The 23,125-nt window shown below is 73.3% G+C and carries 20 protein-coding genes; 10 read left to right on the plus strand and 10 right to left on the minus strand.

Going from position 1 to position 23,125, the window contains the following annotated elements; all coding sequences use genetic code 11:
- Window positions 1–191 precede the first annotated feature (191 nt).
- From SCA03_RS12725 to SCA03_RS12745, 5 genes are all read left to right on the plus strand, one after another.
- The gene (locus tag SCA03_RS12725) at window positions 192–638 is read left to right on the plus strand and encodes an ester cyclase (RefSeq protein ID WP_086815573.1); all 447 of its coding nucleotides are present in this window, start codon (window positions 192–194) and stop codon (window positions 636–638) included.
- A complete protein-coding gene (locus SCA03_RS12730) occupies window positions 635–1,177 on the plus strand; it encodes a flavin reductase family protein (RefSeq protein ID WP_086815574.1) in 543 nt (180 codons plus the stop codon). The genes SCA03_RS12725 and SCA03_RS12730 overlap by 4 nt, the downstream gene beginning before the upstream one ends.
- Window positions 1,178–1,481: 304 nt before the next feature.
- Window positions 1,482–2,072, plus strand: a complete 591-nt coding sequence (locus SCA03_RS12735) for a hemerythrin domain-containing protein (RefSeq protein ID WP_030891719.1) — start codon at window positions 1,482–1,484, stop codon at window positions 2,070–2,072.
- 237 nt (window positions 2,073–2,309) lie between these two features.
- Window positions 2,310–3,131: a SigB/SigF/SigG family RNA polymerase sigma factor gene (locus SCA03_RS12740; protein ID WP_371863924.1), complete on the plus strand. Its 822-nt coding sequence runs from the start codon at window positions 2,310–2,312 to the stop codon at window positions 3,129–3,131.
- Between the two features lie 84 nt (window positions 3,132–3,215).
- Window positions 3,216–3,446, plus strand: coding sequence for a DUF5133 domain-containing protein (locus SCA03_RS12745; RefSeq protein ID WP_030891722.1), 231 nt, complete (start codon window positions 3,216–3,218; stop codon window positions 3,444–3,446).
- Window positions 3,447–3,558: 112 nt separating this feature from the next.
- On the opposite strand, the gene SCA03_RS36785 is transcribed toward SCA03_RS12745, so the two are convergent.
- Window positions 3,559–3,693, minus strand: coding sequence for a hypothetical protein (locus SCA03_RS36785; protein ID WP_267883259.1), 135 nt, complete (start codon window positions 3,691–3,693; stop codon window positions 3,559–3,561).
- Between the two features lie 457 nt (window positions 3,694–4,150).
- Entirely contained in the window at window positions 4,151–5,212 is a 1,062-nt protein-coding gene (locus SCA03_RS12755) for a LysR family transcriptional regulator (RefSeq protein ID WP_086817227.1), read from the minus strand.
- 209 nt (window positions 5,213–5,421) lie between these two features.
- Between SCA03_RS12755 and phnA the strand changes: the two genes are divergently transcribed.
- The 3 genes from phnA to SCA03_RS12770 all read left to right on the plus strand — a co-directional run bounded on the left by phnA (window position 5,422) and on the right by SCA03_RS12770 (window position 9,346).
- Entirely contained in the window at window positions 5,422–6,672 is a 1,251-nt protein-coding gene (phnA, locus tag SCA03_RS12760; RefSeq protein WP_030892664.1) for a phosphonoacetate hydrolase, read from the plus strand.
- A 114-nt stretch (window positions 6,673–6,786) separates the two neighbouring features.
- Entirely contained in the window at window positions 6,787–8,235 is a 1,449-nt protein-coding gene (locus SCA03_RS12765; protein ID WP_086817218.1) for an MFS transporter, read from the plus strand.
- Window positions 8,216–9,346 (plus strand): TIGR03364 family FAD-dependent oxidoreductase, encoded by a 1,131-nt coding sequence (locus SCA03_RS12770; RefSeq protein WP_030885840.1) that lies wholly within the window; start codon window positions 8,216–8,218, stop codon window positions 9,344–9,346. The genes SCA03_RS12765 and SCA03_RS12770 overlap by 20 nt, the downstream gene beginning before the upstream one ends.
- 71 nt (window positions 9,347–9,417) lie before the next feature.
- On the opposite strand, the gene SCA03_RS12775 is transcribed toward SCA03_RS12770, so the two are convergent.
- From SCA03_RS12775 to SCA03_RS12785, 3 genes are all read right to left on the minus strand, one after another.
- A complete protein-coding gene (locus SCA03_RS12775; RefSeq protein ID WP_086817220.1) occupies window positions 9,418–11,007 on the minus strand; it encodes an aldehyde dehydrogenase family protein in 1,590 nt (529 codons plus the stop codon).
- Between the two features lie 234 nt (window positions 11,008–11,241).
- Entirely contained in the window at window positions 11,242–11,943 is a 702-nt protein-coding gene (locus SCA03_RS12780) for a response regulator (protein WP_086817222.1), read from the minus strand.
- Complete coding sequence (locus SCA03_RS12785) at window positions 11,940–13,991, minus strand: sensor histidine kinase (RefSeq protein ID WP_230988620.1); 2,052 nt, start codon at window positions 13,989–13,991, stop codon at window positions 11,940–11,942. The genes SCA03_RS12780 and SCA03_RS12785 overlap by 4 nt, the downstream gene beginning before the upstream one ends.
- 494 nt (window positions 13,992–14,485) lie before the next feature.
- Here SCA03_RS12785 and SCA03_RS12790 point away from each other — a divergent pair, with 494 nt between their 5' ends.
- Window positions 14,486–15,997 (plus strand): GntP family permease, encoded by a 1,512-nt coding sequence (locus SCA03_RS12790; RefSeq protein WP_141275374.1) that lies wholly within the window; start codon window positions 14,486–14,488, stop codon window positions 15,995–15,997.
- A gap of 189 nt (window positions 15,998–16,186) precedes the next feature.
- The gene (locus SCA03_RS12795; protein WP_030885828.1) at window positions 16,187–17,104 is read left to right on the plus strand and encodes a phosphatidylinositol-specific phospholipase C; all 918 of its coding nucleotides are present in this window, start codon (window positions 16,187–16,189) and stop codon (window positions 17,102–17,104) included.
- A gap of 21 nt (window positions 17,105–17,125) precedes the next feature.
- Here the strand turns inward: SCA03_RS12795 and SCA03_RS12800 are convergent, their stop codons facing one another.
- The 5 genes from SCA03_RS12800 to SCA03_RS12820 all read right to left on the minus strand — a co-directional run bounded on the left by SCA03_RS12800 (window position 17,126) and on the right by SCA03_RS12820 (window position 23,068).
- Window positions 17,126–18,031: a helix-turn-helix transcriptional regulator gene (locus tag SCA03_RS12800; RefSeq protein WP_086817738.1), complete on the minus strand. Its 906-nt coding sequence runs from the start codon at window positions 18,029–18,031 to the stop codon at window positions 17,126–17,128.
- Between the two features lie 143 nt (window positions 18,032–18,174).
- Entirely contained in the window at window positions 18,175–19,977 is a 1,803-nt protein-coding gene (locus SCA03_RS12805) for a thiamine pyrophosphate-dependent enzyme (RefSeq protein WP_030885822.1), read from the minus strand.
- A gap of 141 nt (window positions 19,978–20,118) precedes the next feature.
- Entirely contained in the window at window positions 20,119–20,649 is a 531-nt protein-coding gene (locus tag SCA03_RS12810; protein ID WP_086817739.1) for a hypothetical protein, read from the minus strand.
- 83 nt (window positions 20,650–20,732) lie between these two features.
- A complete protein-coding gene (locus SCA03_RS12815) occupies window positions 20,733–22,607 on the minus strand; it encodes an alpha/beta hydrolase (protein WP_086817740.1) in 1,875 nt (624 codons plus the stop codon).
- Window positions 22,604–23,068, minus strand: coding sequence for a hypothetical protein (locus tag SCA03_RS12820; protein ID WP_086817741.1), 465 nt, complete (start codon window positions 23,066–23,068; stop codon window positions 22,604–22,606). Before SCA03_RS12820 ends, SCA03_RS12815 begins: the two co-directional genes overlap by 4 nt.
- Between the last annotated feature and the right edge of the window lie 57 nt (window positions 23,069–23,125).

The raw sequence follows: 23,125 nt of genomic DNA on the forward strand, positions 1-23,125 counted from the left end.
GCTCTGAGACCGTCAAGAGATCGTGCACGCACAGTTGAGATGTCGAGAAAAGTGCCTGTTCACAGGGGAGTTGGTGGAGCCGTGAAGGGAAGTGGGCGCCTCGCTGCTGCATCGACCATTGACATGCAAGAAGGCGGTTCGTAACTTCCTGGCACACCACAGAACTCTGTGCTTCGACAGGAGGACACCGCATGAGTTCCGATCTCAGGCGCCGGCTCGGCACGGCGTGGGAGGCCGCCTGGAACCGCGGGGACACCGACGCGCTGGACCGGCTTCTCGCCCCCGGCTACACACGCCACGGCCGCACCGAGCAGACCCGCGACGACCTCAAGGCCGGGATCCGGGCCTGCCGGGAGGGGATGCCCGATCTGCGGACCGTGATCGACGACTACGTGGCCGACGGCGACCGGCTGGCCGTCCGCTGGCACAGCAGCGGTACGCACACCGGATTCCTGCTGGGCACCCCGGCCACGGGGCGCCGGCTCACGGTCTCCGGCGCGACCTTCTCCCGCGTCGAGGACGGCACCATCGCCGAGGAGTGGGTCACCTGGGACCCCCGGCAGATGCTGCACGCACTCGGCGTCATCCCCCTGGACAGCGGGTTCGAGCACCTCGGCGGAAAGGCGGTCACGGCATGAGCATCCCCACCACGGCACAGGCCCCGGCGGACGCCGCCCCCGCGCCCGAGCCGGTGCCCGAGGACGAGATCAAGGGGGTACACCGCAAGTTCGTCACCGGGGTCACGATCGTCACCGCCATGGACGGCGACCGGCCCCGCGGACTCGCGGTCAACGCCTTCTGCAGTCTGTCGATCACCCCGCCCCTGGTGATGGTGTGCGTCCAGCGGACCTCGTCCACCTACGAACCGCTCTTCCGCGCCACCCACATGGGCATCAGCATCCTCGCCGCCGACCAGCTGCCGGTGGCCTCCGTCTTCGCCCGGAAGAGCGACGACAAGTTCGCCGGGCTGAGGTGGAGCCGGGCCGCGCACGGGTCGCCGCTCATCGACCACAGCGCCGCCACGCTGGAAGCCGGCATCGAGGAACGTATCCAGACCGCCACCCACACGGTGTTCATCGGCCGGGTCCTGGAGGCCACTTCCTCCGCACGGCCGCCCCTCATCTACAGCGCCGGCGGCTTCTTCGACGGAGGGCGGCTCGACCAGGCGGCCCCCTGAGCCGGCCCGGAGCGCCTGCTCCCCGCGGGCCCTGCCGGTGATCCGGCGCGCCCGCGACCCGCCGCCGTATCCCGCCGGCCGTCTGCTCGGCTCCCGGGCGTGCCCGCTCCTGCCGGGTTCCGCCCCCAAAAGGGTGGCGTGGTGGGTGGATGGAGGAATCGGGTGGGGGCGGGGCGAAGGGGAGGGGCCGGGTGGGAACGGGTGGGGTCCGGTCGGGGTGTGGTGTGTCCGTCGGTGTCTCCGGCGGGTGTGCGGGCTCCGTGCCGCGGGCCGGGGGAGTTCCACCGACGCAGGGAGACGGACCATGAGCCATGTCGAGCAGGATCGTGCGCAGGCCCAGGAGCTGCCGGAGGGCGACGCGGTGCGGGTGCTGCTGTTGCAGCACGCCCGGATCCGGGAGCTGTTCGACGCGGTGCGCAACGGGCCGGCCGCCCGGAGGCAGGAGGTCTTCCAGGAGTTGCGGGCGCTGCTGGCGGTGCACGAGGCGGCGGAGGAGATGATCGTGCGTCCGGTCGCGGAGCGGGTCGCGGGGGAGCAGGAGGCCGCGGCGCGGAACGCGGAGGAGAAGCAAGCCGTCGAGGTCCTGGTGGAGTTGGACGAGCTGGAGGTCGGCAGCGCGCGGTTCGGCGAGCTGATCGCCGGCTTGCAGCGGTCGGTGGACGAGCACGCGGAGAAGGAGGAGCGGGAGGAGTTTCCCGCGCTGCTGCGCGAGTGCGGTGCTCAGGAGCGGGCCCGGCTGGGCCGGCGGCTGCTCGCGGTGGAGGAGGCGGCGCCGACGCATCCGCACCCCACGGCGGCCGGGTCGACGATGGCGCAGTGGGCGCTGGGGCCGTTCGCCTCCGTCGTCGACCGCGCGCGGGACGCGGTCTCGTCCACGGCGGGCGCGGGCGACTGAGGCGGGCCGGGGCACGTCGGCGGCTCCGGCCCTGACCGTTTCCCCGTCGGGCAAACCCGGTGGAGAGCCATGTCACACCTCGGCCCCGTAACGGTTTGGACTCGGCACAGCAGGAAAGCCGGATCCTCAACGTGCTTAGGACGCAGGCACACCACGGGAGTGGACTTCGGTCCCCGCCACCGGTGTGCCGGGCCCCCTCCCGTGGTCCGCCCACGACAGCTCGACCGGGAGGAGCGCATGACGATGAGCGCTGTGGACGCGCGCCGCCGCCGCGAGGACACCCCCGACACCGCCGCCGACTTCGCCCGTCTGGCCACGCTGCCGGCCGGGCCGGAGCGCGAGGAGCTGTCCGAGAAGCTGGTGACCGCCTGGCTGCCGATGGCCCACCGGCTGGCGGGCAGGTTCCGCAACCGGGGCGAGAACCTGGAGGATCTCCAACAGGTGGCGGCCCTCGGCCTGGTCAAGGCCGTCGACCGCTACGACCCGGCGCACGGCGAACGCTTCGAGCCGTTCGCCATCCCGACCATCGTCGGGGAACTCAAGCGGCACTTCCGCGACCACACCTGGGACGTGCGGGTTCCGCGCCGGGTGCAGGAGCTGCGCAACAAGGTCCGGCTCGGCATCCGGGAGTTGTCGCTGACCAACGGGGACCGCTCGCCGACCGTGGCCGAGCTGGCCGCGCACACCCGGCTCAGCGAGGAGGACGTCCTCGCCGGGATGGAGGCGCTGGACAGCTTCCGCGCCCTGTCGCTGGACGCGCAGATGGGCACGCGCGACGGCGAGGAGGGCCCCGCGCTGGCCGACCGGCTCGGGGAGAGGGAGCCCGGCTACGACACCGTCGTCGCCCGCGAGGCGGTCAAGCCGCATCTCGCCGGGCTGCCCGAACGCGAGCGCCGCATCCTGCACATGCGGTTCTTCCGGGACATGACGCAGTCGAGCATCGCCGAGCAGCTGGGCATCTCGCAGATGCACGTCTCCCGGCTGCTGAGCCGCACCTGCGACCGGGTGCGGCGCCGTGTCGAGGACTCCCCGGCCGACCGTGAGCTGGTGCACGCCTGAGACACCCCGCTCTCTTCCCCTCCCCGTTCCACCCCCTTCTGCTCCGTTCCGCCCCGTTCCGTCCCCGTCGCGCAAGGAGACCCCATGCTGCTGGCCCATCCCGCCGTGCTGACCGACCTCGTCCACCAGTACGAAGCCCTGGAGGCCCTGCACGCCGAGGACGGTGGTCCCGAGGCACGTCAGCGCCTCGACGACCTCGCCTACACCCTCTGCATCACCACGGGCACCCGGGACGTCGACGCCGCTCTCCTCGCCGCCCGGCACCGGCTGCCGGGCGCCAGGACCGACGACGACTCGGTGCTGCCGCACGGCTGAGCGGCAGCACGAAGGCGGCTCCCCGCCCCCGGAACAGGGGGACGGGGAGCCGCCGTGTGCTCCGCGGGTGCGCGCCGGCGGGGTCAGGGCCCCGCGCGGTGCGCCGGCCGGATCAGAGCTTGGTGATCGTGAGCGTCCACGAACCGTCCTCGTGCGGGCCGACGCACGTGAACTCCTTGATCGGCCACGAGTGGCCGTCCTTCATGCACTCCTCGGAGCTGGGCTCCTTGTACTGGTCGCCGATCATGAAGCCCGGGGGGCGGGGGATGGCCTGGGCGGCCCCGGCAGTGAGGCCGGACAGGGCGAGGATGCCGGCACCGATGACTGCCGCGCGCGTGAACCTGCGAATGGTCTTGCTCCTTCGTGCTGGTAGTGCCTGGCGCGGGCACGCCCGGGGGGCGGGCGGTTCCGCGCCCGTCGGGGCCTCGGCCGGCCCTCCGGGGCGCCGTGACCGGATGTGGCACAGGTCCGGACGAGGGCGGGAAAGGGGGGTCGGCACCGCTCCGGGGCCCGGGGGCCGGCCGGGGTTGCGGCCGGTGAGAACGCGGTGCACGCCGGGGAGTTCCCCGGCATGGTCAGCCCATCACAGAGGCAAGCCATGGCCCAAGGTTTCATGATCACTTGTTACACGCTCATGACACGCGCGTGCTTCCCTCTGCGGCGGTCCCGTGTCACCGCCCGGTCCGTCAGCGCCCGGTCCGCCGTCAGCGCACGGCCCCGGCCGCGTCCGGGCGCCCGGCCTCCCCGTCGGGATCCGCCGCCCTGCCCGGATCCGCCACCCCGCGGGGCGCCGTCTCTCCGTCGATCCGGATCCCCCCGTCGGGGCCGCCCGGCTCCGTGTCCCGGCCCCGCCGGCCGGTCTCGCCGTCCGGCCAGTCGTGCTGCGAGCGCAGCAGGGCCGCGAAGGCGCGCTCGGCCGGGGACAGCAGACGGTCCCTGCGGCGGACGAGGCTGATGGGACGGGCGCGGGGGCGGGGGCTCACCGGGAGCACGGCGAGCGTGCCGGCCCGGACGTCGCCGTCCACCGCGTGCTCGGAGATCAGGGCGAGGCCCAGACCGGCGGCCACACACTGCTTGACGGCCTCCGGGCCCCACACATCGCCCCTCGGCCCGCCGTCCAGGCCCCACTCGGCCAGCACCCGCTCCTGCAACTCCCGGGTCTGGGAGCCGGGTTCGCGCATCACGAAGCGCTGTTCGGCCAGCGCCTCCGGCGGCACCGGGCCGGGGCGGGCGGCCAGCGGATGGCCGGGCCGGGCGATGACGACGAGCCGTTCGCTGAGCACCCGTTCCGCGCACAGCTGGGAGGCGTGCGGGACGCCGGCGACGACCGCGACGCCGATCTCCCCGCTCAGCAGCCGCTCCTGCACCGCCTCGTTGTTGCCGACGTAGATGTCGTACTCGATGCCCGGGTGGGCGGCGCGGAAGCGGGCCAGCAGCGCGGGCAGCAGATAGGTGCCGACCGTCGTCGAACCGCCCACCAGCAGCCGCCCGGTGACCAGTCCGCTCACCTGCCGGACCGCGGCCACGGCCTCCTCGGCGAGCAGGAAGACCCGCTTGCCGTAGGCGGCCAGCACCTCGCCCTCGGCGGTGGGGGTGGCGCGCACCCCGGAGCGGTCGATCAGCGGTACGTGCAGGGACTGTTCGAGGCGGCGGACCTGGTTGGAGACGGACGGCTGGCTCATGTACAGCTCCCGGGCCGCGGCGGAGAACCCGCCGTGCTCGACGACCTGCATGAAGATCCACAGTCGGTGGAGGTTGAGTTCCACGGCGCTCCCCACGACGACCGGTACCACCGGTGGGCGCGGCGAGCGTACCCCGGAAAGCCGCTGGCCGGGAGGGGGTCGGGCGGGGCACGCGTGGCTATGGGCTCTATAGCGGTTCCGGTGGTTCTGGCGGCCTCGCGGCCGGTGCTACCCATGACGGCAGTGCGGCCGAGAGGTCGCAGCGTCCGACCGACACAGGAGTGGAACCGCCCATGAGCGCAGCTGCCTTCGAGGGGCCCGAGCGGCTCGACATCAACGGCCGCACCTACGCCTGGCCGCGCCGGCCGGTCGTCGTGGTGTGCGTCGACGGAAGCGAGGCCGCCTATCACGAACGGGCCATCGCCGACGGCCGGATGCCGTTCCTGGAGCGGATGCTGGAGCGCGGCGCCGATCTGCGGGCCGACTGCACCATGCCGTCGTTCACCAACCCCAACAACCTGTCCATCGCGACCGGCGCACCGCCCTCCGTGCACGGCATCTGCGGCAACTACTTCTACGACCCGGACACCGACACCGAGGTCATGATGAACGCGCCCGAACTGCTGCGCGCCGAGACGCTCTTCGAGCGGTTCTCGCAGGAGGGCGCCCTGGTCGCCGTCGTCACCGCGAAGGACAAGCTGCGCCGGTTGCTGGGGCGCGGCATGCGCGGCGGCATGTGCTTCTCGGCGGAGAAGGCAGAAGAGGCGACGGCGGAGGAGCACGGCATCGGCAAGGTGCTGGAGCGCACCGGCATGGCCCAGCCCTCCGTCTACAGCGCCGAACTCAGCGAACTGGTGATGGCGGCCGGGGTGGCCGTACTGGAGTCCGACCGCCCGCAGTTGATGTACCTGTCGCTCACCGACTACATCCAGCACAAGCACGCACCCGGCTCCCCGGTCGCGAACGACTTCTACGCGATGCTGGACGGCTACTTCGAGCGGATCGACGCGCTGGGCGCCGTTCTCGTGGTCACCGCCGACCACGGCATGAACGCCAAGGCGGACGGCGAGGGCACCGCGCGGGTCGTCTTCCTCCAGGAGTTCCTCGACGGGCGGCTCGGCGGCGGCGCGGCCCGCGTGGTGCTGCCGATCACCGACCCGTACACCGTGCACCACGGCGCCCTCGGCAGTTACGCGACCGTCCATCTGCCGCCGGACGCGGGGCTCGCGGGGCTGGCCGACGAGATGCGCCGGCTGCCGGGCGTCTGCGAGGTCCTCACCCGCGAGGAGGCGTGCGCCCGCTTCGAGCTGCCCGGCGACCGGATCGGTGAACTCGTCGTCATCGCCGAGCGGAACACGGTGCTGGGCACCACACCCGAGCGGCACGACATCTCCGGCTTCACCGAGCCGCTGCGCTCGCACGGCGGGCTGACCGAGCAGCGGGTGCCGTTCCTGGTCAACGCGCCGGTGGACGGGCTGCCCGAGGGGCACAGGCTGCGCAACTTCGACAGCTTCTGGGTCGGCACACAGCTCGCCGCCCGCTGACCCGCCGGACCCCACCTCTCCCGCCGCCCGCGCCTTTCCCGACTCCCGCCCCGACTCCACCCCGTCACCTGGCAGCCACCCCCTCATCCCCTTCCGCCGAGGACAGGACCCGCCATGGCCGACCTCGCACCACCGGACAGAGAGCACGGGACAGCCGGTCACCCCGCAGCGGACCGGCCGCTGAGCACACGGGAGGCGGTACGCCGGACCCGGCCGTGGCGCCGGGCCACCCGGTGGCGACGCCAGATCTTCGCCATCACCTGGCTCGCCTACGCGGGCTTCTACTTCGCCCGGCAGGCGTTCTCCGTCGCCAAACTCGGCATCCTGGACGACCCGTTGGTCAACGGCGCACTCACCGAACGGGTGCTGGGCGTGGTCGACGCGGTCTACCTCGTGGCGTACGCGGTGGGCCAGTTCACCTGGGGCATGTGGGCCGACAGGTTCGGGCCGCGGGTGGTCGTGGCGGGCGGCATGGTGGGGGCGGTGCTGGCCTCGGTGACGATGGGGCTGAGCGGCACGCTGCTGGCGTTCGGCGCCGCGATGGTGCTCCAGGGGCTGGCCCAGTCCGCGGGCTGGGCGCCCCTGTGCAAGAACATGAGCAACTTCTTCGCCGTCTCCGAGCGGGGGCGCGTGCTGGGGGTGTGGAGCACCAACTACGCGTTCGGCGGGCTGGTCGCGCCGCCGTTCCTGGGCTGGTGGGCCTACTCGGTCTTCGACTCCTGGCGCGCGGCGTTCTTCTCCGGCGCCGCCACGGTCGTGGTGGTGCTCGGCCTGTTCCTGGTCTTCCAGCGCAACCGGCCGCAGGATGTGGGCCTGCCACCGCCGGGCGGCTCGCCCGTGGCGGAGCCCGACGGTGAACCCGCAGGTGAGCCAGGGGGACAGCCGGGCGCACAGGAGGGGGCCGCCGCGCCCGAGCCGGCACGGCAAGGCGTCCTCACGCTCTACCGCGAGACGGTGCGCGACCGGATGGTGCTCACCCTGGGTGCCGCCTACTTCCTGCTCAAGCCCGCCCGTTACGCGATCCTGCTGTGGGGGCCCGTCCTCGTCTCCCGGCGGCTGCCCGAGGTCGACAAGATCGGCGCGACGCTGATCCCCGTCGCCTTCGGTGTCGCCGGGGTCGTCGCCCCGATCCTCAGCGGCTGGGTCTCCGACACGCTCTTCCGCTCCCGCCGGGTGCCGCCCTGCGTGCTCGCGCTGGGCCTGCTGACGGTGGTGATGGCGCTGTTCATGCCGCTGACGGCGGCCGGCAGCCCCGGCGTGATGATCGCCGTGCTGACGGTCATCGGGCTGGCGGTGTACGCGGCCGACGCGCTGATCTCCTGTGTGGCCGCCGTCGACTTCGGCTCCGAGAGCGGCGCCGGCACGGCGGCCGGGCTGGTCAACGGCTGCGGCTCGGTCGGCGCCGTGCTCGGCGGACTGCTGCCCGGATTCCTGTCGGGCGACGCGCTCTTCTACGGCTTCGCGGGTGCGGCACTGCTCGCGGGCCTGCTCCTGCTTCCGCACTGGAACCGGCGCCCACGCGCCGCCGGAGAGGGGAACACACATGACAGCCAAGCGAGTTGACACCGCGGTCGTCGGCGGGGGGATCGTCGGTCTCGCCCATGCGCTGGCCGCGGCCCGGCGCGGGGACCGGGTCGTCCTCTTCGAGCGCGACACGTTCGCGGCCGGTGCCTCCATCCGGAACTTCGGCATGGTGTGGGCCGTCGGCCAGCAGCGCGGCGCCGTCTACGAGCGGGCCCTGCGCAGCCGGGAGGTGTGGCTGGAGATCGCCGCGAAGACCGGGCTGTGGGCGGTGGAGGCCGGGTCGTTCCATCTGGCGCACCACGAGGACGAGGCCGCCGTGCTGGAGGAGTTCCTGGAGGCCGCGCCCGCCGCCCGGGACCGGGGCGCGCGCATGGTCACCGCGCGGGAGGCGGTGGCCCGCGGGCCGGCCGTGCGGGCCGAGGGGCTGCGGGCCGCGCTGTGGAGCCCCACCGAGGTCAATGTCGACCCGCGCGGCGCGATCCCCGCGGTGGCCGCGCACCTGGCCGAGGAGTACGGCGTCGAGGTGCGGTTCGGTACGACGGTGCGCGGTGTCGACCTGCCGGAGGTGAGCACCACGGACGGCGTCTGGCGGGCCGACCGGGTGTTCGTGTGCAGCGGCAACGACTTCGCCACCCTCTACCCCGAGGTCTTCGCCGGCAGCGGGCTGGTGCGCTGCAAGCTCCAGATGATGCGCACCGGGGCGCAGCCCGGCGGCTGGCAGCTGGGCCCGATGCTGTGCGGCGGGCTGACGCTGCTGCACTACGCGGCCTTCGACGGCCTGGACGCGCGGCAGCGGCTGGCCGAACGGCTCGACGCCGAGCTGCCGTTCGAGCGGGAGCACGGCATCCACGTCCTGCTGTCGCAGACCGCCGACGGGCGGCTGACCGTGGGGGACAGCCACGCCTACGCGATGACGCACGACCCGTTCCAGGACGAGTCGGTCAACGAGGCGGTGCTGCGCTGTCTCGCGCGGTTCGCCGAGGTGCCGTCGGCCGCGGTGACCGAACGCTGGGAGGGCTACTACCCGTCGCTGCGGGACGGCAGGACCGAGCTGGTGGTCACGCCCGAACCCGGGGTGACCGTGGTCAACGGGGTCGGCGGGGCCGGTATGACCCTCTCGTTCGGCCTCGCGGAGGAGGTCGTCGGCTGAACCGCGCGCACGGCGGACGGCCCCCGGGAGCCCGGGGGCCGTCCGCCGTGCGCGCCGGTGCCGGTCCGCGGTCAGTAACTGATGCAGGCCGAGCGCCACTCGGTGTAGAAGTCCCACACCTGCGGCGAACACTCCGGCGGGCCGTACTGGGACGCCTTGCTGCCGACGTGCGGAAGGTGCGCATAGGCGCCCACGCCCGGCCTGTTGACGTGCAGCATGCCCGCCTCGAAGCGCTCGATCGCCTCGAAGGCGCGGGCCTGCGACGCCGTGAACACCGTCCCGGACATGCCGTACCTCACCGAGTTGGCGATCCGCATCGCGTCGTCGAAGCCGTCGGCGTCCACCACCGACAGGACCGGTCCGAAGATCTCCTCCTGGGCGGTCTCGCTGTCCCAGGGCACGTCGCGCAGCACCGTCGGCTGGAGATAGTGCCCGGCGGGCAGCCCCGGGCGCTCCTCCCGCGCACCGCCGCACAGCACCCGCGCACCGGACCGGCGCGCGGCGGCCACCGCGTCCAGCGCCGCCTCGACCCGGCCGCCGCTCACCAGGGGGCACACCTCGGAGGCCGGGTCGTCGCCGGGGCCCACCCGCAGCTTCGCGACCCGGGGGACGAGCCGGTCGAGGAACTCCTCGCGTACCGAGACGTCCACGACGGCGCGGCTGGTGGCGCTGCACCGCTGGCCCGCCTGCCCGAACGCGCCCGCCATGACGGCGTCCACGGCCTTGTCCAGATCGGCGTCGTCGAGCACGACGACGGCGTTCTTGCCGCCGAGTTCGAGCTGCGTCCGCAGCAGCCGCCGCGCCCCGCCGGCGTGGATGGCCGTGCCGACCCCCAGCGAGCCGGTGAAGCTGATGCCCTTCACCTCCGGGTGGGCGACCAGCGCCGCACCCGCCGCCGCGTCGCCCTGCACCAGGTTGAGCACCCCGGCCGGCAGCCCGGCCTGCTCGAACACCTCGGTGAGCAGCGCCGCCGTCAGCGGGGTGAGCGGTGAGGGCTTGAACACGGCCGTGCAGCCGGACAGCAGCGCCGGCGCCACCTTCCACATGGGAATGGCCAGCGGGAAGTTCCAGGGGGAGATCAGCCCGACGACGCCGATCGGGCGGCGGAAGGTGTAGGCGAACGTGCGGTCCTCCTCGGCGGGTGCGGTCACGCCGCCCAGCAGCCGGGCCTGGCCCGCGGTGAAGTCGAGCACGGCACGCGCCCGCCGCACCTCGCCGCGCGCCTCGCCCAGCAGCTTGCCCTGCTCGCGGGTGATGGCGGCGGCGAACTCCTCCGCCCGCTCGGCCAACAGCGCGCCGGCGGCGGTCAGATGCTCCGCCCGGCGCAGCGGACCCGCGGCCCGCCAGTCCGGCAGCGCGCGGGCCGCGGCCTCGACCGCGTTGTCGGTGTCGACACCGCCGGACTCGGCGAACTCGCCGAGCACGTCACGGGGGTCGGCCGGGTTCTCGTCGGTACGGGTCTGCCCCGACTCGGACGGCCGCCACCGGCCGTCGATGAAGTTGAGCGTGTGGTGCTCCGCGACGGGCCACCGTCCGCGGTCCGTCTCCTGCGCGCGGGCCGTGCTGCCGGCCGTGCTGTTGGCTGTGCTGTCGGCGTTGGTGGCGTTGGTGGCGTTGGTGGCGTTGGTGGCGTTGGTGGCGCTGTCGGCGTTGTTGGCCATGCCTCGCCCTTCCGCCGCTGACGGCGCTCGTGTGCGCCGGGCGGCATCCGCTGGTCTCACGGGACGCGGTCAGGCTCGCTCAGCGCGGGCGCGGTAGCCATCCGTCAATCGCGAATGCCCGGCATAGCCCGGCCCTATGAGGCCGCCGCCTCCCGCCCGGTGCGTCCGCAGCCCGGTGTGCCGGGGGCCTGCGCGGCCGGTGTGCCGGGCAACGGGCGTGCCCCGGCGGGCGGTTCAGGGCACCCGGTACTCCTGCTCGGGGCGGCCGGCCGCGCCGTAGCGCAGACGCATCCGCAGCAGACCGTGGGCGACCATGTCGGCCAGATACCGCTGGGCCGTGGCGCGGGAGACACCGACCGCGGCGGCGACCTCGCCCGCCGACAGGGGCCCGGCCGCGTCCCGGACGGTGCCGAGCACCAGCTCCCGGGTCACCGCGTGCGCCGCGGTGGTGGGGGAGCGGCGGCCGGCCGGGCCGCCGCCGCTGAGAGCGGCGAGCGCGTCGTCCAGCGCGTCCTGGCCGACGGTCTCCGCGTCCGTCGCCTGCCGGTAGCGCACATAGCCGCGCAGCCGGGCGGCGAGGGTCTCGCGTGCGAAGGGTTTGATCAGATACGCGAGCGCGCCCGCGGCCAGCGCCGTGCGCACCGTACGCCCCTCGTCCGCCGCGCTCAGTACGAAGGTGTCGCAGGGCAGCGCGCGCAGCAGCTCCAGCCCCGGGCGGTCCGGCAGATACAGATCGACGAGCGCGAGATCGACGCGCGTGCCGTCCCGGCGCACGGCGCGCAGCGCCTCCTCGGCGGAGCCGGCCGTCCCCGCGACCGCACAGCCCGGCGTCTCCGCCACGATGTCCGCGTGCAGCCCGGCGACCCGGAAGTCGTCGTCGACGACGAGGACGGACAGCGGCCGCTGCGGGTCGGCGGGCGTACGACTGGTGCTCATACGGGGTGCTCCGGGGGGTCGTCGGTCGGGCTCTCGCGGGGTGGGGCGTCGCCGGTTCGGCCCTCGCGGGCCGGGTCCTCGCCGGTGGGGCCCTCGCCGGGCGGTTCGTGCGCCGGGTCCTCGCCGGTGGGGCCCTCGCCGGGCGGTTCGTCCGTCGGGTCCTCGTCGGACGGGGTCTCGTCGGGCGCCTCGTCCCTCGGGGGCTCGTCGGCGCAGGCCAGTACGCCCGGGAGGCGGGCCACGAAGACGGCGCCGCCGGTCACCCGGTCGTCCGGGGCGCCGTCCGCAGTGTTGTCCGGGGCGCTGTCCGCGGCGGCGGCCGTCGTGCCGGGAGGGGCCTCCTCGGACGGGCCGGCCGGCGCGGGCGGGGCTCCCGGTGCGGTGAGCCGGAGGTCGCCGCCGCGGGCGCGGGCGATCTGGCGGGCGAGGGGGAGCCCGACACCGCGTCCGCCGAGGGCGTCGGCGTCCGGTTCCTTGGTGGAGGCGCCCTCGTCGAACAGGTCGTGCCGGCGCGTGGCGGCCACGCCGTCGCCGCTGTCGGCGACGGTGGCGAGCAACGCGTCGTCCACGCCGATGAGTTCGACCTCCACCCGGCGCGGGGTGCGCCGTCCCGCCTGTGCGGCGTCGACGGCGTTGTCCACGAGGTTGCCGAGCACCGTCGTCACATCGACGGGCGCGGTGACCGCCCGGGGCACCCAGGTGCCGCCGCCCACCACCAGCGTCACCCCGCGCTCCCGCGCCGCCGCGGCCTTCGCGGAGAGGAAGGCGCGCAGCGAGGCGTCCCGCACCGCGCGCGGGTCGGGGTCCGGCAGGGTCTCGCCGAGCGGGCCGGAGACCAGCAGGGAGTCCAGATAGCCGGCGGCCTGCTCCGGCCGGTCGGAGTGCACCAGCCCGGAGAGCACGTGCAGCCGGTTGGCGAACTCGTGCCGCTGGGCCCGCAGCGCGGCGCTCATGGTCCGGACGGCGTCGAGCTGCCGGGTCAGCGACTCCACGGCCGTACGGTCCCGGACGGTCAGCAGCGTCCCGAGCCGACGCCCCTCCCGGCGTACGGTCCGCGCCGAGACGACCAGCACCCGCTCGCCGACGACCGCCATCGCCGCACGCCCGGCGTCCGGCTCCCGCAGCACCGAGCGCACCCGCGGGGTGAGGCCCAGCTCCCGGACGGGGGTGCCGGGCACCGCCTCGATGCCGAGGAGGGTGCGCACCTCGTCGTTGGCGACCGTCACCCGGTCCCTGGTGTCCAGCGCGAGCACGCCCTCGCCGATGCCGTGCAGCACGGCCTCCTGCTCCTGCACCAGCGTGGCCAGCTCCTCCGGCTCCAGGCCGAGGGTGAGCCGTTTCCAGCGGCGGGCCAGCAGCACGGAGGCGGCGAGGCCGACCAGCAGCGCCGCGACGAGCCAGCCGAGGCCGCTCAGCAGCACCCGGGTCTGCTCGGCGTGCACGGAAGCGGCCGAGACGCCGACGTTCGCCTCCCCGACGACCCGGCGCGAGCCGGGCGCGCGCACCGGCACCTTGGCCACGACCTCCTCGCCGAGGTGCGCACGGTGCCGGGCCAGTTCCTCGTGCCCGGAGAGCGCGGCCGACGGGTCGGTGCTCACCCTGCGGCCCAGCTCGGCCGCGTCCGGGTGGGACAGCCGGATGCCGCGGTCGTCGGTGAGGACGACGAACAGCGCGTCGGTGCGCCGCCGGACCGTCTCGGCGCGGGAGTTCAGCGCGCCGTTCACGAGGGTGGCGCGGGAGGCGTGCGCGGCGCCGCCGCCGGGCCGGTCCGCGGCGTCCGACCAGCGGGCCACCGCCGCGCGGATGTCCGCCTCCCCGGCGAGCGTGCGGGCGACGGCGAGGGCGCGCTGCTGGTACTCGCGGGTGAGCCGCTGCTCGCTGTCGTGGGCGAACGCGCCGAAGGCGGTGCACACCACCAGGGTGACCACGGCGCACTGGAGCAGCAGCGTGCGGGTGCGCAGTCGCAGCCACGGCCAGGGGCGGGTCCGCCGGTGGGGCGCCGCGGGCGGGCGCCGGCCGTCGGCGGGAGGGGGCGGAGCGGACTTCACCGCTCCCACGGTAGCCCCGGCCGGAGCGCTGAGCACAATGCACACAACTCGCGGAACAGCGCTTTCGCGGGTTGTGCACGGATGCTTCTGCGGCGCGGTGCCCGGCGGATAGCTTCCCGCCGGAAACACACGCGACGCGACCGGAGGCCCGCGGGACGCGTGCGCCGCCCGTCCCGGACCGGCGCACCCGCCGCACCCCCGCCCGGCCCGGCGGCCCTGCCCCGCGGTGCCCGACCGTACGGCACGGCCCCGCGGTACGGCTTCCGCGGTACGGCCCCGCGGTACGGCACGCCCGGCCGACGGCACGGTTCGGCCCGGTGCGGGCCGGGAGCGTCGCGGCACGAGTCCCGACCGCAGGAGTTCCGCATGCTCATACCGCGCGCAGCGTGGCGCGACGGCACCGCCCGCACCGCCCCGCCGACCGACCGCACCGCCCGTCCCGGAACCGACTCGCGTTCCGCGGGCCGTGCCGTCGCGTCCCCGGGGCGGCGGCCGTGACGGGGCACGCGTGGCTGCTGCTGCTCACCCTCGCCGTGGCGATCGGCGTCCTGGTGCTGCTGATCAACTCCCGGCTGCGGTTCCATCCGTTCGTGGCGCTGATGGCGGTCTCGGTGGGCGTGGCGCTGGTGGCCGGGCTGTCCACCGAGGAGATCGCGGAGTCGCTGGAGAAGGGCGCCGGAGGCATCCTCGGTGACGTCGGCATCACGCTGGCGTTCGGCGCGATGCTGGGCCGGCTGCTGGCCAACTCCGGTGCCACCGAACGGATCGCGCGGGTGATCGTGGACCGCGCCGGCACCCGCTCCCTGCCGTGGTACATGGCCGGGGCGGCCTTCGTCATCGGCATCCCGATGTTCTTCGAGATCGGGCTGATCGTGCTGCTGCCGCTGATCTTCAGCGTCGCGCGGCGGCTCCAGGAGAGCGGCCAGGTCAAGGGCTCGCCCTATGTCTTCCTCGCCGCCCCGACCATCGCGGCGCTGTGCACCCTGCACGGCATGGTGCCGCCGCATCCGGGCCCGCTGATCGGGGTCGAGGGGCTGCACGCCGACCTCGGCACGACCATCCTCGTCGGGCTGGTCTGCGCGGTCCCCACCATCGTGCTCTCCGGCCCCGTGTACGGGCGGTGGATCGCGCCGCGCCTGGCCGTCCACCCGGACCGCGAACTCGTCGCCCAGTTCACCGGAACAACGGCGGAGACGGACTCGCGTGCGGAGAAGGACTCGGGTACGGAGACGGATCCGGGTACGGGGTCGGGCTCCGGGGCGGGGGCGGGAGCCGCGCGTGCCGGGGCGGGGACGGCGGACGCCGGTACCGGCACGGCGGGCGGCGGCTCACGGGCCGGTGGGGTGCCGCTCGGCTGGGCGCTGGCGGCGGTGCTGGTGCCGGTGGTGCTGATGCTGCTGCGCACCGTCGCGGAGCTGGCGCTGTCCGAGGGCAGCCCGCTGCGGCACGTGCTCACCTTCACGGGCGAGCCGGTGGTGGCGATGTTCGCCGGGTTCCTGTTCGCGCTGTTCGCCCTCGGCTACCGCAGCGGGCAGCCGCCGGAGAAGGTACGCGAGTCGCTGACCGACAGCATCAAGTCCGTGGCCGGGATCCTGCTGATCATCGCGGGTGGCGGCGCGTTCAACCAGGTGCTGGAGGACACCGGGATCGGCAAGGCCATCGAGTCGGCCGCCACCGGCGCGCACCTCAACCTGCTGCTGCTCGGCTGGCTGATCGCGCTGGTGCTGTCCTTCTCCACCGGCTCGGCGACGGTCGGCATCGTCGCGGCGACCGGCATCCTCGGGCCCATGGTGGGGCACGGCGGCGGTGTGGAGAGCTCCCTGCTGGTGGTCGCCATCGGCGCCGGCTCGATCGGGCTCAACTATGTGAACCACGCCGGGTTCTGGCTGGTCAAGGAGTCCTTCGGGATGACCCTGGGCCAGGCCACCAAGTCGCACACCGCGATCCAGACCCTGGTCAGCGTCTGCGGGCTGCTGATGGCCCTGCTGCTCTCGGTCTTCGTCTGAGAGCCACCGGGGGCCGCTCCCGCGACGCCGAAGAGGCCCCGGTCGGGCCGCGGTCGGGCCGCGGTCGGGCGCGGCCGGGGTGCCGGCCGCCTCGCGGGAGCCGGTCGCGACGCGGTGTGCGGCACCCGCCGGACATCTCAGCGCCCGCCCGGGGTGGGCGAGTTGGGCCGCCCGTGCTTCGATCTCCTCATGCCTCTGACACGTCGCTCACTCCTCACCGGCCTGACCACCCTCTCCGCCGCCGCCCTGCTGACCGGGGCGGCGACGGGCACGGCCCACGCCTCCGGGTCCGCCACGGCGGGCCCCGAGGCGTGGCTGGGCGCCCTGCCCGACGGCACCGATCTGCGCACGCTGACGATCCCCGGCACGCACGACTCCGGCGCCCGCCACGGCGGCTGGTGGACGGAGTGCCAGAACACCTCTATAGCCGAGCAGTTGAACTCCGGGATCCGCTTCCTGGACATCCGCTGCCGGCTCTTCGACGGCGCCTTCAGCATCCACCACGGCGCCGTCTACCAGCACCTCAACTTCGACGACGTGCTGGGCGCCTGCCGGGACTTCCTGACGGCGCACCCGACCGAGACGGTGCTGATGCGGGTGCAGCAGGAGTACTCCGAGGAGAGCGCCGAGGCGTTCGCGCAGGTCTTCGAGGGCTATCTGGACCGCGGCTGGCGCTCCCTCTTCCGGCTCGACACGAGCCTGCCCGCGCTGGGCCGGGCGCGCGGGCACGTGGTGCTGCTGGCCGACTCCGACGGGCTGCCCGGCGTCCGGTACGGGGACCCGGCGCTCTTCGACATCCAGGACGAGTACATGACCGAACCCCTCGGCAAGTTCGGGCTGATAGAGGACCACTTCCGCAAGGCCGTGGAGCAGCCCGGCAAGCTGTTCGTCAACTACGTGAGCACCGCGGCGCTGCTGCCGCCCCGCTCCAACGCCGACCGGCTCAACCCCCGTGTCAAGGAGCTGCTGTCCGGCGCGGGCGCGGGCTGGCACGGGCTGGGCATCGTCCCGATGGACTTCCCCAACGAGCACGGGATGGCCGAGGCCCTGCTCGCCCACCAGCCCGCCGCCCGCCGCACCCCGGCCTCCCTGCTCACCCCGTCCTGACGGCCTCCTCCCGCGCGGGGGTCACCGGCCTGCGCCGGGCCCGGAGGCGTGCCGCCCGGAGGTGCGCGGTCCGGCGGCGTCGAGCCCGGCGGCGTCGAGCCCGTGGGCGAGGAGACCGAGCGCGCGTGCCGACGGCGAACCGGGCTCGGCCGTGTACACGTACAGGGTCGTGTCCGGGTCGCCCGGCGGGGTGAGCGTCTCGTACTCCACGGTCAGCTCACCGGCCACCGGATGGCGCAGGCGTTTGGAGCCGTGGGTGCGCTGATGGACCCGGTGCTGCTCCCACCACGCGTCGAACTCGTGGCTCTCCTCGCGCAGTTCGGCGATCAGCGCCGCCGTGTGCCGGTCGCCGGGGACGCGTCCGGCGTCGAGACGTAGATTCTCCACGGCCGCGCGCGCCTGCTCCTCCCAGTCGACGAACAGGGCGCGCGCCCCCGCGTCGAGGAACATCCAGCGCGCGTAGTTGCGGTGCCGGGCCGGGAGCCGCTCGAAGTCCGTGAACAGCGCGGCGGCCATCGCGTTGGCGGCGAGGACGTCGGTGCGGCGCCCCAGCACCAGCGCCGGTTCGCCGTCCAGCGCGTCGACGAGCCGGCGCAGCCCCGGGCGCACCCGCTGGACGCCCGGCGACCGCTCCCGGGCGGGCGCTCCCGTCCCGATGAGATCCCGCAGATGTGCGCGCCCCGCGTCGTCGAGCCCCAGGGCACGGCCCACCGCTTCCACCACGGACGGTGACGGGGTGATGCGCCTGCCCTGTTCGAGCCGGGTGTAGTAGTCGGTCGACACCCCGGCCAGCAGCGCGACCTCCTCACGGCGCAGCCCCGGCACCCGCCGTGCCCGGCTGTCCGGTGGCAGCCCGGCACCCGACGGATCCACCTGGGACCGCGCCCGACGCAGAAAATCCGCCAGCTCACGATTGCTCTCGGCCATCCGCCCAGTGTCCCCGACACCCGGGTGTGCCCGTCGCCCGGCCCGGCTGCTGCGCTGCTGCACCGGCGTCCCGGAACCCGCCTTTCCGGCACCCGACCGGCCGGCACGGGCTTCCCGCGCTCGGCTGTGCGCCGGCGCGGGGCTCAGCGGTAGCGGGAGAGCGCGTCCCGGTGCTGCTGGAGGGCGGGGGACAGGGCCACGCGGTCGTCTTGGAGCAGGTTGCGCGCCATGGGCCCGGCGGCCTGCTCACCCTTGCCGAACGCCTCGGCGATGTGCTGGGCGTGCGCCGGCTTGAGGCTCTCACCGAACGGGGCCTCGTAGGGGTCGGTGACCGCCTCGACCAGGCACGGGCCCTCCTGCGCCATGGCCCGACGGAAGACCTCCGCCGCTTCGGCCGGGTCCTCGATCCGGAAGGCCGTCAGCCCGCACGCCTCTGCCACCGCGACGAAGTCGACCGGGTGCAGCGCACAGCCGAACTGCGGATTGCCCAGCAGCGCGGACTGCTCCCACACCTCCAGAGCGAGGGAGTTGTTGTGCAGCACGACGACCTTCACCGGAAGGCCGTACTGGGCGAGCGTGGCCAGCTCGCCCATGCCCATGGACAGCGAGCCGTCCCCCGTCACGGCGATCACCGGCCGCCCGGGATGGGCGAGTTGGGCGCCGATCGCATAGGGCAGCGCCGAACCCATCGTGCACAGCGTGCCGGAGAACGAGTAGCGCATGCCCGCCCGCAGCATCAGCCGCCCGGCCCAGGCGGTCACCGTCCCGGCGTCCCCGGTGACGATCGCCGCATCCGGCAGGGCGCGGGACAGCTCCCAGGTGACCACCTGCGGCCGCATCGGCGTACCCGACGAGGCGGCCTGCCGCCCGATCAGCTCCCACCACGCCCGGTACGTCGCCCGGGCCCGCTCCAGGAACGACCGGTCGTCCTTGCGGGTCAGCTGCGGCAGCAGCGTGTCCAGCACCGCCGCCGCGTCACCGACCAGCCCGACCTCGACGGGGTAGCGCATCCCGATCCGGTCGGCGTTGACATCGATCTGCACCGCCCGCGCCTGCCCCGGTGCCGGCCAGAAGTCGTAATACGGGGTGGACGAGCCGACGATCAGAAAGCCGTCGCACTCCTCGAACGCCTCGTGCGAGGCCCGGGTACCGATCAGCCCCATGCCGCCCGTGGTGTACGGGCTGTCGTCCGGCACACAGTCCTTGCCCAGGCCCGCCTTGACGATCGGCGCGCCCAACGCCTCCGCGACCCGCTCCAGTTCCGCGCCCGCGCTGCGCGCCCCCGCCCCGGCACAGATCGCCACCCGCGCACAGGAGTTGAGCAGTTCGGCCGCCCTGCGCACCTGCTCGGCCGGGGGCCGCACCTCGAACGGCTGCGCCGCCGTCGAGGTGTGCCCCGGCACGTTCTTGTCCGACGGCGCGTCCTGCTCGACCGTCCACGACTGCACATCGATCGGCACGGCCAGGTGCGACGGGGTGCGGTTCATCAGCGCGCTGCGCACCGCGAGATCAGTCGCGGTGACCGCGTGGGCGGGGCCCATCACCCGCTCGGAGAACAGGCACGCGTGCGCGAAGAGCCGGTCCGAGGGGATGTCCTGGAGGAAGTGCGCGCCCACCGTGTCGTGGTAGGACAGGCCGGTGATCGCGATCACCGGCGCACCGTCGATCCGCGCGTCGTAGAGACCGTTGAGCAGATGGACGGCGCCCGGCCCCGCCGTGGCCACACACGCGGCGGGCCGCCCGGTGAACTTGGCGTACCCCACGCACGCCAGCGCCGCGTTCTCCTCGTGCCGCACATGCACGAACCGCATCCGCTGATGGGTACGCAGCGCCTCGAAGAAGCCGTTGACCTGGTCGCCGCAGATCCCGAAGCAGGTGTCCACGCCCCAGCGCAGCAGCCGCTCGACGATCAGATCGGAGGTGGTCCTCGAAGCCGTCCCGGACACGGGCCACACTCCCTTCCCACCGCTCGCCCGACCGTCCCCCGCCCCTCTGGGCCGACGCTAGACCGTCCGGGGCCGGGCCGCCCGGCGGACGTGTCCATCCGGGGTGTCCGGGCCACCCCTGCCCCCCCCCCGGGAGCGCCCTCAGCCGCTGTACGGGTCGACGCCCTCCGGAGCCCGGAAGCAGCGGGAGTCGACGTCGACGCTGATCAGCTCCTTGCGCCCGGGCCGGGCGGGTTTGAGCCACTGGACGGTGAGGGTGTGGTGCGAGTCGGGCTGGACGGCGACGATCTCCGGGTCGGCGTCCTTCGTGCGCATCGGGCCGTCCTTGGTGATCTTCCAGCCCTTTTCGGGGAGCGTCTTGCGGAGGTTGTCCATCGCCTCGTCGAAGCTGCCCTTCTTGAGGTCGTAGACGCTCCAGGGGTGGTTGACCACGTAGTACTTGGTGAAATCGGGATCCACCGCTTCGCATTTGTGGGCCGCCGCGCTGGGTTCGGTGACGCTGCCGCGTACCTTCATCCAGTCGAGTACCCGGCTGGAGATGCTGTTGACCTCGTCCTTCGCCTTTGCGATGTCCCGTACTTCAGGCTTATAGCCGAGGATGCCCTCGGCCCGCTCCTGCTGCTGCCCGGTACTTCCGGAACTCGTTTCCGATCCCGCTTCGTGCATGGTCATCCATACTGTTGCTACGGCTACGACACCGACCAGGGGCACCACCCAGAGCGCCCCCCGCCGTTTGAGACGACTTGCCGGCTGCGTCACTTGGTACCTCCGACTTCCGGCATCGTTTCCACCTTGCCGTAGTTGCCGACGACGACGTTCGCCATGTTCCGCAGACTCACCGACTCCCTACCGCCGGGCTCGTCCCAGTAACTGCTGTGGCCGAACAGGAGGGATGCGTGGTCGCCGGGTTCCATGCGTTTCGCGCCGAAACGTATGTCGTCGGGAATCTTGCCACCTTCGCCGAGGCCCATCATCTTGCCGCCTTCGCGTACGAGGACGTCGTCCTCGGAGCGCGCGGCGACGGACCAGACGTGGTCGGCCCCGACCCCGAGATCCTCCGCGTGCTTGACCTGCATGCCGGGGCTGCCCTGCACCATGATGTCGTCGGCCGGCAGGCCGCCGTGTTCCTTGGTGGCCTGACCGACCACGGTGCTGCCGTAGGAGTGCCCGGAGACGGTCGTGTGACTGGCGTCGGCGCCGCCCTGAGCCGCTTCGGTGCCCTGCATGAACTTCTGGAGCGCCGGCGCCCCGTCCTCGGCCCAGTGTCCGGCGTTGCCGGTGTTCGGAATGTACTGGCCGATGCTGTCCGGTGCGTCGTAGTCGAACCACATGACGGTGGAAACGGGTTCCCCGGGTGCCTTCTTCTGGCTCGCTGCCCAGAGGCTGTCCATGTCGTCGAGGTTGCCGCCGATGCTCTTGATGTTGGTGGTGGTTCCGGGCACATGGACGGCGGTGTGTTTGGCCTCATCCGGATTGCCGTTGGCGAGGATGACTTTGCCGTCGCCTTCGCCCTTTGCGTCGAAGCCCAGCAGGTATGCCTCTGGAAGGCCGTCCTTGCCGGTCTTGTCGAAACGCTTCTGGATCGCGTCCATCCCCTTGAGCTTGTCCTCCAGCTCCTCCCGCCGGTCGCCGTACTTCTTGTTCCACTTCTCCCACTCGACGCTGGTGACGTAGCCCTGGCTGGTCAGGATGTATTTGTCGGGCGGCTTGGGAATGGCGGCCAGTTGGGTCTCGTAGGTGCCCTTGGTCTCGGCCAGTTTCATGCGGTTCGCCTCGTCGCGGACGTCGGCCGGGAGGCCGTCCATGGCGCCGACGGCGTTGGGGTGCAGGGCGACGTAGCTGTCCTTGTCGTCCTGGCTGAGGCCGTCCCACCACTTCTTGTTGTCCTGGGGGCTGCCGTCCTTCGGCAGGGGCGGCAGATCCGCGCCGATCTTGGCGGCGGCCTTCCGGGAGGCGGCGGTGTCCTTCCTGGCGTCGGCCCAGTCGGCGTGCGAGACGTTCAGATCGTCGTCGGCCTTGAGTCTGCGCAGGACGGGCGCGTAGGTCTGGTCCGCTTTGGTGGCGGCGTGCACGGCGGCGGCGATGTCGTCGGCTATCGCCTGGGCCTTGGCCGCCTTGGGGTTGTCCGACTGGTAGTTGGCCTGGCGTTCCAGGGCAGCGGCCTGGTCCCGGGTGCTCGAACCGAGTCCGAAGTTCTCGCGGGAGGGCGTGCTCGGGGTGTAGCCGGTGGCGGTGCCGCCTTCGGGGCGCTTACCGTCGTCGTCCTTGTCCCCGGCGGACGGGTAGTCGACCGAACCGTCCGGGTTGACCTTGAGGCCCTCGGTCTCGGCGTCGGCCAGGGCGTTCTTCAGCTTCTTCCGGGCCTCTTCGAGGGCTTCCTTGAGGAGCTGGATGTTGGTGCGGATGAGCCCGCACTGCACCTGCGTGTAGTGGAAGTTGTCCGAGAGCTTGCCGACCTGGGCGGTGGCGGCCTTGACCGCGGCTCCGTCGAGGTGCTCCCGCATTTTCGGGGCGACCTGGTCGTTGAGCTTGTCCTTGGCGTGGCTGCCCATGTCGGAGGCGGCGCGGAAGCCGTCGACGAGCTTGTCCAGGTCGGCGGGTTCGAGCGCGGCGAGCGTCTGGTACTTCACCGTCCGCCTCCGTCGTGGCCCTTCGAGCCGCGGCCGGGGGTGTCCTTGTACTTGTCGTTGAGCTTCGCGAAGGCGGCCTTGCGTTCCTGGTCGTTCTTGTAGTGGTCGCCGCCTGCCTTGGTCAGCCGGTCGGCGAGCGTGGTGCAGCGCCCGCTGACCTTGTCGAGGTACTCCTCCCAGGTGGTGTGGAGTTCACCGAGGACGGAGCCGCACTCGAAGTCGTCCGCCTTCAGGCCCTTGCCGGGCGCGTGCATCTTGGAGCGGGCCTTGCCGATGCTCTCCTTCAGGGAGGAGACGCCGCTGGAGGCGTTGTCCCAGCTCTTCTTGTCGGACTTGACGCCGTCGCCGCCCCAGGGGTCGTCCCCGCCGCCGCCCTGGGAGGCCAGTTGGAGGCCGGTGTCGTCCGGGGAGGGGCCGGGGGCCCCGATGACGTCGTAGATGCTGGAGCGCCGGTGCGCCATGGCCGTTCCCCCTGCTGTTCCCCGTGTCCCCGTGTGTGCCGCGGCCGGTCATGACCC

This window comes from Streptomyces cacaoi, assembly GCF_006539165.1.
Classification (GTDB): Bacteria; Actinomycetota; Actinomycetes; order Streptomycetales; family Streptomycetaceae; genus Streptomyces; species Streptomyces cacaoi.

Bases quoted from the DNA above. Each gene is read 5' to 3' on its own strand.
- SCA03_RS12725 (WP_086815573.1), top strand. From the start codon at position 192: ATGAGTTCCGATCTCAGGCGCCGGCTCGGCACGGCGTGGGAGGCCGCC.
- SCA03_RS12730 (WP_086815574.1), top strand. From the start codon at position 635: ATGAGCATCCCCACCACGGCACAGGCCCCGGCGGACGCCGCCCCCGCG.
- SCA03_RS12735 (WP_030891719.1), top strand. From the start codon at position 1,482: ATGAGCCATGTCGAGCAGGATCGTGCGCAGGCCCAGGAGCTGCCGGAG.
- SCA03_RS12740 (WP_371863924.1), top strand. From the start codon at position 2,310: ATGACGATGAGCGCTGTGGACGCGCGCCGCCGCCGCGAGGACACCCCC.
- SCA03_RS12745 (WP_030891722.1), top strand. From the start codon at position 3,216: ATGCTGCTGGCCCATCCCGCCGTGCTGACCGACCTCGTCCACCAGTAC.
- SCA03_RS36785 (WP_267883259.1), bottom strand. From the start codon at position 3,693: ATGATCGGCGACCAGTACAAGGAGCCCAGCTCCGAGGAGTGCATGAAG.
- phnA (WP_030892664.1), top strand. From the start codon at position 5,422: ATGAGCGCAGCTGCCTTCGAGGGGCCCGAGCGGCTCGACATCAACGGC.
- SCA03_RS12765 (WP_086817218.1), top strand. From the start codon at position 6,787: ATGGCCGACCTCGCACCACCGGACAGAGAGCACGGGACAGCCGGTCAC.
- SCA03_RS12770 (WP_030885840.1), top strand. From the start codon at position 8,216: ATGACAGCCAAGCGAGTTGACACCGCGGTCGTCGGCGGGGGGATCGTC.
- SCA03_RS12775 (WP_086817220.1), bottom strand. From the start codon at position 11,007: ATGGCCAACAACGCCGACAGCGCCACCAACGCCACCAACGCCACCAAC.
- SCA03_RS12780 (WP_086817222.1), bottom strand. From the start codon at position 11,943: ATGAGCACCAGTCGTACGCCCGCCGACCCGCAGCGGCCGCTGTCCGTC.
- SCA03_RS12795 (WP_030885828.1), top strand. From the start codon at position 16,187: ATGCCTCTGACACGTCGCTCACTCCTCACCGGCCTGACCACCCTCTCC.
- SCA03_RS12800 (WP_086817738.1), bottom strand. From the start codon at position 18,031: ATGGCCGAGAGCAATCGTGAGCTGGCGGATTTTCTGCGTCGGGCGCGG.
- SCA03_RS12810 (WP_086817739.1), bottom strand. From the start codon at position 20,649: ATGACCATGCACGAAGCGGGATCGGAAACGAGTTCCGGAAGTACCGGG.
- SCA03_RS12820 (WP_086817741.1), bottom strand. From the start codon at position 23,068: ATGGCGCACCGGCGCTCCAGCATCTACGACGTCATCGGGGCCCCCGGC.